The organism is Pseudonocardia nigra, from assembly GCF_019396355.1.
Lineage (GTDB): Bacteria > Actinomycetota > Actinomycetes > Mycobacteriales > Pseudonocardiaceae > Pseudonocardia > Pseudonocardia nigra.
The window spans coordinates 1-9,339 of sequence record NZ_JAHKRK010000261.1 but is presented as its reverse complement, the minus strand read 5'-3'; the positions used below and the strand labels follow the sequence as shown (position 1 = coordinate 9,339).

Sequence of the window (9,339 nt, the reverse complement as noted above, 5' to 3'; positions counted from 1 at the left end):
CTGCGGCACCTACCTGCGCAACGCCTGCACCGCCGGCTACAAGGGCATCTACCAGGACGGCCGGTACCCGTCACCGGAGTACCTCGCCGCCCTCGACCCGCGGTTCGCCACGTTCGTCACCGACAAGCTCGAGCACCCCATCGGCGAGCTCGGCGGGTGCGCGGGCGGGCTCACCGCGCAGGCCGCCGCCTGGACCGGGTTGCCCGAGGGCATCGCGGTGGCCGTCGGCAACGTCGATGCGCACGTGACGGTTCCGGCCGCGCAGGCCGTCGAGCCCGGACAGATGGTGGCGATCATGGGCACGTCCACGTGCCATGTGATGGTGTCCGACCGGCTCGGCGAGGTGCCGGGCATGTGCGGGGTGGTCGACGGCGGCATCCTGCCCGGGCTCTGGGGCTACGAAGCGGGCCAGAGCGGCGTCGGCGACATCTTCGGCTGGTTCGTCGACACGGCCGTCCCGCCGGGCTACCACGAGCGCGCCGCCGAGCGCGGGATCAACGTCCACGCGCTGCTCACCGAGCTCGCCGCCGAGCAGCAGGTGGGCGAGCACGGGCTCGTCGGATTGGACTGGCACTCCGGCAACCGGTCGGTGCTGGTCGACCACGAGCTGTCCGGGCTGATCGTCGGGCAGACCCTCGCCACCCGCCCCGAGGACACCTACCGCGCTCTGCTCGAGGCCACCGCGTTCGGCACCCGCGCGATCATCGAGGCGTTCGAGCGCTCGGGCGTGCCCGTGCACGAGCTCGTCGTCGCGGGCGGGCTGCTGAAGAACCGGCTGCTCATGCAGATCTACGCCGACGTCTGCAACCGGCCGCTGTCCACGATCGTCTCCGAGCAGGGGCCCGCGCTGGGCTCGGCGATCCACGCGGCCGTCGCCGCCGGCCACCACAAGGACATCCACACCGCCGCCGCGGCGATGGGTGCCGTGCACCGCGCCGTGCACGTCCCCGACCCGGACCGGGCGCGGGCCTACGACGCGCTCTACGGCGAGTACGTGCGCCTGCACGACCACTTCGGCCGGCGCGGCAGAGGTGGCGGCAACGACGTCATGCACCGCCTGCGCGCGCTCCGCGCGCAGGCCCTGAACCGCAGGAAGGAAGCCGAGTGATCCCGGAGTCCGCGAAGGATCTCGTCGACGAGCTGCGCGAGCAGGTCGCGGCCCTGCACGCCGAGCTCGTGCGCTACGGCCTGGTGGCGTGGACGGCGGGCAACGTCTCCGCCCGTGTCCCGGGTCACGACCTGCTGGTGATCAAGCCCAGTGGGATCTCCTACGACGACCTGACGCCCGCGTCGATGGTCGTCTGCGACCTCGAGGGCACGCTGGTCGACGGCGAGCTGTCGCCGTCGAGCGACACCGAGGCGCACGGCTACGTCTACCGGCACATGCCCGAGGTGAACGGCGTCGTGCACACGCACTCGAACTACGCCTGTGCCTGGGCGGCGCGCGCCGAGGAGATCCCGTGCGCGCTCACGGCGATGGCCGACGAGTTCGGCGGCCCGATCCCGCTCGGCCCGTTCGCGCGCATCGGCGACGACTCCATCGGCCGCGGCGTCGTCGAGACGCTCACCGACCACCGCTCGCGAGCGGTGATCATGCAGAACCACGGGGTGTTCTCGATCGGCCCCACCGCGAAGGCCGCGGTGAAAGCCGCGGTGATGTGCGAGGACGTGGCCCGCTCGACCCATCTCGCCCGGCAGCTCGGCCCGCTCGTCCCGATCGCGCAGGAGGACGTGGACGCGCTCTACGACCGCTACCAGAACGTCTACGGCCAGCAGGTGGGAGCGCCCGCATGACGACGAAGCAGATCTGGTTCCTCACCGGCAGCCAGGGCCTCTACGGCGAGGACAGCCTCGCCCAGGTGGCCCAGCAGTCCCAGGAGATCGCCGCCGAGCTGGGCAAGGCGCTGGCCGCGACCGTGCCGGTCGAGGTCGTGTGGAAGCCGGTGCTCACCGACTCCGACGGCATCCACCGGATGGCGCTCGAGGCGAACGCCGACCCGGACTGCGTGGGCGTCACCGCGTGGATGCACACGTTCTCCCCGGCCCGGATGTGGATCCACGGCCTGGACGCGCTGCGCGCCCCGCTGCTGCACCTGCACACGCAGGCCAACCAGGAGCTGCCCTGGTCCACGATCGACATGGACTTCATGAACCTGAACCAGGCCGCCCACGGCGACCGCGAGTTCGGGTACATCCAGGCGCGGCTCGGCGTGGTGCGCAAGGTCGTGGCCGGGCACGTGTCCGACCCGATCGTGCAGAGCCGGGTCGCCGCCTGGGCGCGCGCCGCGCTCGGGTGGGCCGAGGTGCGCTCGCTGCGCCTGGCCCGCTTCGGCGACACCATGCGGGACGTCGCGGTCACCGAGGGCGACCGCACTGAGGCGCAGTGGCGGTGGGGTGTCACGGTCAACGGCTACGCGGTCACCGACCTCGCCGACGCCGTGCACGCGAGCCTCGACACCGAGGTCGACGCGCTCGTCGCGAGTACGAGGACCGCTACGACGTGGCGGCCCAGCTGCGCCGCGGCGGCGAGCGCCACGAGTCGCTGCGCTACGGCGCCCGGATCGAGCTGGGCCTGCGCACGCTGCTCGACCGCACCGGGGCGAAGGCGTTCACCACGAACTTCGAGGACCTCGGCGCCCTGCGACAGCTCCCGGGTCTCGCCGTGCAGCGGCTGATGGCCGACGGTTACGGCTTCGCGGGCGAGGGCGACTGGAAGACGGCCATGCTGCTGCGCACGCTCAAGGTGGCCGCGCAGGGCCTGCCCGGCGGCACCTCGTTCATGGAGGACTACACCTACCACCTCGGCCCGGGCGCCGGCCGGGTGCTGGGCGCGCACATGCTGGAGGTCTGCCCGACGATCGCCGCGGGCACCCCGCGCATCGAGGTCCACCCGCTGGGCATCGGCAACCGGGAGGACCCGGTCCGCATGGTGTTCGACGCGGCCCCCGGCGCCGGGATCGTCGTCGGCATGTCCGACATGGGCGACCGGTTCCGGCTCGTGCTCAACGAGATCGACGTCGTCGCCCCGGACGAGCCGCTGCCGAACCTGCCGGTCGCCCGCGCGGTGTGGGAGCCCTGCCCGGACCTCCGCACCTCCGCCGAGACGTGGATCATGGCGGGCGCCCCGCACCACACCGTGCTGTCCACGGCGCTGTCCACCGAGGAGGTCGCCGACCTCGCCGAGCTCGCCCGCACCGAGCTGCTCGTGATAGACGACGACACCACCCCGCGCCGGTTCGCCCGCGAGCTGCGCTGGAACCAGGCGTACCACCGCCTGGCGGGCGCGCTGTAGAAAGTCGGCCGTGGACATCACCTGGCTCCGCAGCGGGGCACTCGAGGTCGGCGTGATCGGCTACGGGGCGCGGATCGTCGCGGTTCGCGCGCCCGACCGCCACGGCACCTGGGGTGACGTCGCGCTCGGGCTGGCCGACGAGGAGGCCTACCGGCGCGACACCGCCTACCTCGGGGCGTGCGTCGGGCGGTTCGCCAACCGGATCGCGGGTGGCCGCTTCACCGTCGACGGCGTCGAGCACCGGATCCCGACGAACGAGCCGGACGTCGCCCTGCACGGCGGCCCGGCCGCGTTCGAGGCTGCCGACTGGGAGCGCACCGAGGCGAGCGACACGTCGGTGATGTTCCGGCGCACCAGCCCGGCCGGGGAGAACGGGTTCCCCGGCACGCTGGACGTCGCCGTCACCTACGCGGTGGACGGCCCGGAGCTGCGCATCAGGCACGAGGCCACCACGGACGCACCGACGGTGGTGAACCTGACCAACCACGCCTACTGGAACCTCGCCGGCGGCGGCTCGGTCGAGGACCACGAGGTGCACCTGCACGCGGCGCAGTTCCTCGCGGTGGACGAGCACCTGATCCCCGACGGGCCGCCGGCGCCGGTGGCCGGCACCCCCTTCGACTTCCGCTCCCCCACCCGGCTCGGCGCGCGGCTGCGTGCGGATCACCCGCAGCTGCGCGCCGCCCGCGGCTACGACCACACCTACGTGCTCGACGGCGAGCCGGACGCCGACGGCCTCCGCCTCGCCGCGCGGGTGGCCGAGCCGCGCACCGGCCGGACGCTGGAGCTGCGCACCGATCAGCCCGGGGTGCAGTTCTACTCGGGCAACATGCTGGACGGCACGCTCGTGCTGCGCGACGGCACCACGGCCCGCCAGGGCGACGCGTTCTGCCTGGAACCGCAGGCGTTCCCGAACTCCCCCAACCGCCCGGACTTCCCGTCGACGGTGCTCCACCCGGGCGAGACCTACTGCGCGCGCATGACCGTCCGCCTCGAGGTCCGATAGCGATCAGGCGGCCGACAGCCAGGCCGCCGCATCCGGCGGCAGCTCGCCCGTGTCCGTCAGGTCCGCGCTCGCCAGCAGCAGCTGTGCGTCCGCCGGCAGCGGGACGGGGGCGTCCGACAGGTTCACGACGCACGTGAAGCCCGCGCCGCGGGAGAACGTGAGCACGTCGGACGGTCCGGGCAGCCAGGCGAACTCGCCGTCGCCCAGCGCGGGGTGCTCGCGGCGGATCCGCAGCGCTGCGCGGTAGAGCGTGAGCATCGACCCCGGGTCGCCGTCCTGCGTCTCCACCGTGACCGAGGCGAAGTCGGCGGGCTGGGGCAGCCACGGCGCGCCGCTCGCGCCGTCGGGGCTGAACCCGAACGGGGCGGCCGTGCCCGACCAGGGCAGCGGGACCCGGCAACCGTCACGGCCGCGGTCGGTGTGCCCCGAGCGCTTCCAGGTCGGGTCCTGCAGGACGTCGTCGGGGAGATCCTCGACCTCCCACAGCCCGAGCTCGTCGCCCTGGTACACGTAGGCGCCGCCGGGCAGCGCGAACATCAGCAGCGCGGCGGCCCGGGCGCGCCGGGTGCCCAGCTCGCGGTCGAGGGTCTCGGCCGGCGGCAGCTCGGACAGCGAGTACTTGTCGGGCGTGAGCGGCCTGCCGAGCCGGGAGACGTGCCGCACGACGTCGTGGTTGGACAGCACCCACGTGGTGGGCGCGCCGACCTCCGCGACGGTCGCCAGCGACTCGTCGATCACCGCGCGCAGCGTCGCCGGCTCCCAGGACGTGCGCAGGAAGTCGAAGTTGAACGCGGTGTGCAGCTCGTCCGGGCGCAGGTAGCGGGCCAGCCGCTCCGGCGAGTCGACCCAGGCCTCGGCCACGAACACCCGCGGCTCGGGATAGGAGTCGGCGACCCTGCGCCACGCGCAGTAGATCGCGTGGACGCCGTCGCGGTCCCAGTGCGGGTGGTCCGCGCGGTCGACCGGGGCGAGCATGGCCTCGTCGTCGACGCCGAGGTCGGGCAGCCCCTCGCTCTTCACCATGCCGTGGGCGACGTCGATGCGGAAGCCGTCGACACCCCGGTCGAACCAGAACCGCAGGATCGACTCGAACTCCGCGTGCACCCGCTCGTCGGCCCAGTTCAGGTCCGGCTGCGCTGAGTCGAACAGGTGCAGGTACCACTCGCTGTCCCCGACGCGGGTCCACGCCGGGCCGCCGAAGACGCTGCGCCAGTCGTTCGGCGGCTGCGCGCCGTCGGCCCCGCGACCGGGGCGGAAGTGGTAGCGGGCGCGTTCCGCGGAACCGGGCAGGCTCGCCAGCGCCTCCTGGAACCACGCGTGCTGGTCGGAGGTGTGGTTCGGGACGATGTCGAGGATCACCCGCAGCCCGAGCGCGTGCGCCTCCTCGACCAGCGCAGCGGCCTCCTCGGCGGTACCGAAGGCCGGCTCGACCGCGCGGTAGTCGGCCACGTCGTAGCCCGCGTCCGCCATCGGCGACGGGTACCACGGGTTGATCCACACCGCGTCGACGCCGAGGTCCCGCAGGTGCCCCAGCCGAGCCCGGATGCCCGCGATGTCACCGACGCCGTCGCCGTTGCCGTCGGCGAAGCTACGGATGTAGAGCTGGTAGACGACGGCGTCGCGCCACCAGGTGCTCTGGTCGGTCCTCGTGGTGGCGACCTCGGCCGTGCTCATGCACGCTCCCCCATTGATCAGGCTGATTGATTAAAGTTCCTGCGCTATCCTCGGCAGTTACTGGCGGACGGTCAAGGTGGTGTGGTGCACGGATCCGGGGCGACGGCGCCCTTGCTGCGCCGGATGAACGCGCAGGCGGTGCTCGACGCCCTGCTCGACGAGGGCACGTTGAGCGGCGCGGAGCTGATGGCCGCCACGCACCTGTCCCGCCCGACCGTCCACGCCGTCTGCGACGAGCTCATCGCCCGCGGCTGGGCCGTCGAGCTCGCGGCCCGGCAACCCGCCGACGCGTCGCGACCCGGGCGGCGGGCGCGCGTGTACGGGCCGCGCGCCCGGGCAGGGTACGTCCTCGGGATCGACATGGGCGCGACGACCGTGCGGGCCGCCCTCGCCGACCTGCGCGGCGACGTGGTCGCCGAGACCGGCGCGGCCTACCGCCACGACCGCGTTCCGGCGGACGAACGGATCGACGCCACGCGCGCGGCGGTGGCCGCGGTGCTCGACACCGCGGGGGCCGCCCCGGCGCAGGTGCTCGGTGGGGCACTGGGCGTGCCCGCACCCGTCCACCCCGCGGGGCACGCGGTGGCCGTCGAGCACTACCTGCCCGGCCTGGCGGCGGTCGATCTCCGCACCGCGCTGGCGCCGCTCGTCGGCGTGCCGCTGCTGGTGGAGAACGACGCCAACCTCGCGGTCCGCGCCGAGCGATGGGTCGGAGTGGCGGCGGGCTCCGACGACGCCGTGCTCGTGCTCGCCGGGGAGCGGCTCGGAGCCGGGGTGTGCCTCGACGGGCGGATCCTGCGCGGGCGCCACGGCGCCACCGGCGAGATGGGGTTCCTGCACCTCGTCGAGGGCGTGGGCGACACGGACGCCGTGGGCAACCTGGCCCGCCGCTGGGGCGCGGGCGTCACCGGGCCGGCGGGCCGCGCCGAGGACGTGTTCGCCGTCGCCCGCGACGGCGACCGGGCCGCGCTCGACGTCGTCGACGCCGTGGCCCGCCGGGTGGGCCGCGCGCTGGCCGTGCTGGCGACCCTGCTCGACCCCGAGGTGCTCGTCGTGGGCGGCGCCGTCGCCGAGGGCGCCGACGTCCTGATGGGCCCCCTCGCCCGGGAGCTCGCCCGCGCGGCCCCGGCCGCCCGCGCCCGGCTCGTCCCCTCCACCCTGGCCGACCGGGGCGTGCTGCTCGGCGCGGTCAAGGCCGCGCTCGACGACGTGCGGCCGCGGCTGCTGGACCTCCCGGCAGCCGGCTGATCAGGTGCGGCACGGTCTCCCGAACGCGACGAGCACGTGCCAGAGCCGCTTGAGCAGCTGCAGGGTCTCCGGATCGCGGGGCAGCGCGGCAGCCGTCCGGCCGAGCAGCGCGGCGTCGAGCGCCGCGCCCGGTACGCCGAACGCGCGCTGTACCCGGAGGGCGAAGTCGGCGACCGCCGGCCCGCGGAACTCCGGCGGCACGGCGTCGGCGGCCAGTTCGAACCCCGGGTGCCATTCCAGTGGGAGTCCTCGCCGGGCGGCGAGCCGCTCGAGGCGGGCGCCGACGTCGGTCCCGCGGAACGACGGGTCGGCGACGACGGCCTCGACGTCGGTGGTCAGGTCCACCCCGCCGTGCACCTGGGCCTCGACGTAGTCATCCAGCGCCCGCCCCGGGACCACGCCGGTGCCGGGTGGCCGCTCGCCGGTCAGCAGCAGCCGGGCCAACGCGGGCAGATCCACCCGCGACCCGAGCACGACCCCGGCGGCGGCAGCCTCGACGAGTGCCGCCAGGACCGGCTCGAATGCGGCGAGCGTGCCCACGTCGACCGGCCCGAGATGACTGTCCCCGGCGCAGAACGTGCACCGGTCGAGCACCGCGGCGCGCAGCCGCAGATGGCACGACCCGAACCGCGGGCAGGCTCCGTCCGGGTGTGCGAGCAGGTTCAGTCCGCCGTAGCAGGGGCGGTCGACCCACCGGTCCCGGTACGCCCCGCCGAACAGCACCTGCTCCCAGCCGTCCCGGTCGCCCCCGGGGACCGCCGTGAGGCTGCCGGCCGACAATCCCGTCTCGAACTGGCTGCGGTAGCGCCCGTCGGCGTCGAGGGCGACGACGACGGTCCGGCTGTCGGCGAGCAGCCGGTCCGGGTGGAAGTTGAGCGTCACACGCGCCCGCCGGACCCCGGCGACGAGCCGCCCGACCGGCGCGTCCGGCCCCAGTACCGCCCGGACCCGCTCGATGCCCCCGGCTGCGGACGCCCGGTCGGTCACGTGCCGCAGTGCGGCGGCCGCCCACTTCCCCATGCGCCGAGTCTGCCGCCGGTGGTCACGGAGTAGTGCCTGCCCCGTGGAGATCCTGCACTACACCGCGGCAACCCCGCAGGCGTGGTCCTCGACGCCACCGGGGCCGACGCGGCCGACATGCAGCGCGTCGCAGCCGAGGTCGGGTACTCGGAGACGGCGTTCCTCGTGCCCGGGGCCGCAGCCGGTGCCGTCGACGTCCGGTACTTCAGCCCGCTGGGCGGAGGTCCCGTTCTGCGGCCACGCCACGATAGCCTCCGCCACGAGTGCAGGCATGCCTGCTAGCATGCCTGCATGGCGCAGGTCACCTGGCGCGCTCCCGACGATCTCGTCGAGCGTGTGCGCGCCGCCGCGGCCGAACAGGGACGCAGCGTGAACGACTACCTGACGCGTCTCGCCGAGGCGGCCACGGACCCGGATCTGGCGGGCGACGACGCGGCGCGAACCAGGGAGCGGCTCGCCCGGGCCGGGCTGCTCGTGCCTGCCGGCCCACCCCGGCCACGACCGGATCCGGACGCGGTCGCCGCTGCGCGCCGCGCCGCAGGCTCCGGCACTCCACTGTCCGACATCGTCGCCGACAGCAGGCGGTGAACGCTTCGCCGACTCGTCCGCTGTCGTGAAGCTCTACGCGGACGAACCCGGCAACGAGATGGTGCGCGCCCTCGGTCAGCTGCTCGTGGCGCAGATCGCGCGCGTCGAGGTGCCGGCCGCGCTGTGGCGCAAGCACCGGATGGGCGAGGTGAGCGCGACAGCGGTGGGCCTGCTGGTCGGCGAGTTCGAGGCCGACTGGTTCGCCGCCGACCCACCCCGGCTCGCGGTGGTCCGGATGACGTCCCTCGTCATCGAGAACGCGGCCCGGCTCACCGGCGGCCACGAGCTTCGCGCGTACGACGCCGTGCAGCTGGCGAGCGCCCTCGCCGTCCGGGCGGCGGACCCCGACGTCGCGCGGTTCGCCGCGTTCGACCGCACACTCCGGGCCGCAGCGGTGGCCGAGGGGTTCACCCTCGTCGGCTGACCCGCGCCGCGGCGGACGTCCGCCTGCACGACGACGGCGGGCCCGGTGCTGTGCGCACCGGGCCCGCCGCTCGTTCCCGTCGCCGTC

The 9,339-nt window shown here is 74.4% G+C and carries 9 protein-coding genes and 2 pseudogenes; 9 read left to right on the top strand and 2 right to left on the bottom strand.

Going from position 1 to position 9,339, the window contains the following annotated elements; all coding sequences use genetic code 11:
• The 5 genes and pseudogenes from KME75_RS36655 to KME75_RS36640 form a co-directional block, all read left to right on the top strand.
• Window positions 1–1,108 (top strand): ribulokinase (locus KME75_RS36655; RefSeq protein ID WP_219419533.1); only part of this gene is annotated, 1,108 nt, incomplete at its 5' end.
• Window positions 1,105–1,794, top strand: coding sequence for an L-ribulose-5-phosphate 4-epimerase (locus tag KME75_RS36650; protein ID WP_219419532.1), 690 nt, complete (start codon window positions 1,105–1,107; stop codon window positions 1,792–1,794). The genes KME75_RS36655 and KME75_RS36650, both read left to right, overlap by 4 nt.
• A pseudogene (locus KME75_RS36645) lies at window positions 1,791–2,698 on the top strand (L-arabinose isomerase family protein); the annotation flags it as partial. The gene KME75_RS36650 and the pseudogene KME75_RS36645, both read left to right, overlap by 4 nt.
• On the top strand, window positions 2,675–3,292 hold the full coding sequence (locus KME75_RS47155) for an L-arabinose isomerase family protein (protein ID WP_443690191.1): 618 nt from the start codon (window positions 2,675–2,677) through the stop codon (window positions 3,290–3,292). The pseudogene KME75_RS36645 and the gene KME75_RS47155, both read left to right, overlap by 24 nt.
• Before the next feature lie 10 nt (window positions 3,293–3,302).
• Window positions 3,303–4,298 (top strand): aldose epimerase family protein, encoded by a 996-nt coding sequence (locus tag KME75_RS36640; protein ID WP_219419531.1) that lies wholly within the window; start codon window positions 3,303–3,305, stop codon window positions 4,296–4,298.
• A gap of 3 nt (window positions 4,299–4,301) precedes the next feature.
• Here the strand turns inward: KME75_RS36640 and KME75_RS36635 are convergent, their stop codons facing one another.
• Window positions 4,302–5,972 carry a glycoside hydrolase family 13 protein gene (locus KME75_RS36635; protein WP_219419530.1) on the bottom strand — a complete coding sequence of 557 codons (1,671 nt, stop codon included), beginning with the start codon at window positions 5,970–5,972 and terminating at the stop codon, window positions 4,302–4,304.
• A gap of 84 nt (window positions 5,973–6,056) precedes the next feature.
• Between KME75_RS36635 and KME75_RS36630 the strand changes: the two genes are divergently transcribed.
• Entirely contained in the window at window positions 6,057–7,220 is a 1,164-nt protein-coding gene (locus KME75_RS36630) for an ROK family transcriptional regulator (protein WP_219419529.1), read from the top strand.
• Here KME75_RS36630 and KME75_RS36625 read toward each other — a convergent pair whose 3' ends face one another.
• Complete coding sequence (locus KME75_RS36625; protein WP_219419528.1) at window positions 7,221–8,240, bottom strand: DUF3626 domain-containing protein; 1,020 nt, start codon at window positions 8,238–8,240, stop codon at window positions 7,221–7,223.
• Window positions 8,241–8,276: 36 nt separating this feature from the next.
• Here KME75_RS36625 and KME75_RS36620 point away from each other — a divergent pair.
• From KME75_RS36620 to KME75_RS36610, 3 genes and pseudogenes are all read left to right on the top strand, one after another.
• Window positions 8,277–8,505, top strand: a pseudogene (locus tag KME75_RS36620) (PhzF family phenazine biosynthesis isomerase); the annotation flags it as partial.
• A gap of 26 nt (window positions 8,506–8,531) precedes the next feature.
• Window positions 8,532–8,828 (top strand): transcriptional regulator, encoded by a 297-nt coding sequence (locus tag KME75_RS36615; protein WP_219419527.1) that lies wholly within the window; start codon window positions 8,532–8,534, stop codon window positions 8,826–8,828.
• A 25-nt stretch (window positions 8,829–8,853) separates the two neighbouring features.
• Entirely contained in the window at window positions 8,854–9,252 is a 399-nt protein-coding gene (locus KME75_RS36610; protein WP_219419526.1) for a type II toxin-antitoxin system VapC family toxin, read from the top strand.
• The last annotated feature ends 87 nt before the right edge of the window (window positions 9,253–9,339 follow it).

Excerpts from the sequence above, each read along its gene's own strand:
- KME75_RS47155 (WP_443690191.1), top strand. The coding sequence starts at position 2,675 with ATGGCCGACGGTTACGGCTTCGCGGGCGAGGGCGACTGGAAGACGGCC.
- KME75_RS36635 (WP_219419530.1), bottom strand. The coding sequence starts at position 5,972 with ATGAGCACGGCCGAGGTCGCCACCACGAGGACCGACCAGAGCACCTGG.
- KME75_RS36625 (WP_219419528.1), bottom strand. The coding sequence starts at position 8,240 with ATGGGGAAGTGGGCGGCCGCCGCACTGCGGCACGTGACCGACCGGGCG.
- KME75_RS36615 (WP_219419527.1), top strand. The coding sequence starts at position 8,532 with ATGGCGCAGGTCACCTGGCGCGCTCCCGACGATCTCGTCGAGCGTGTG.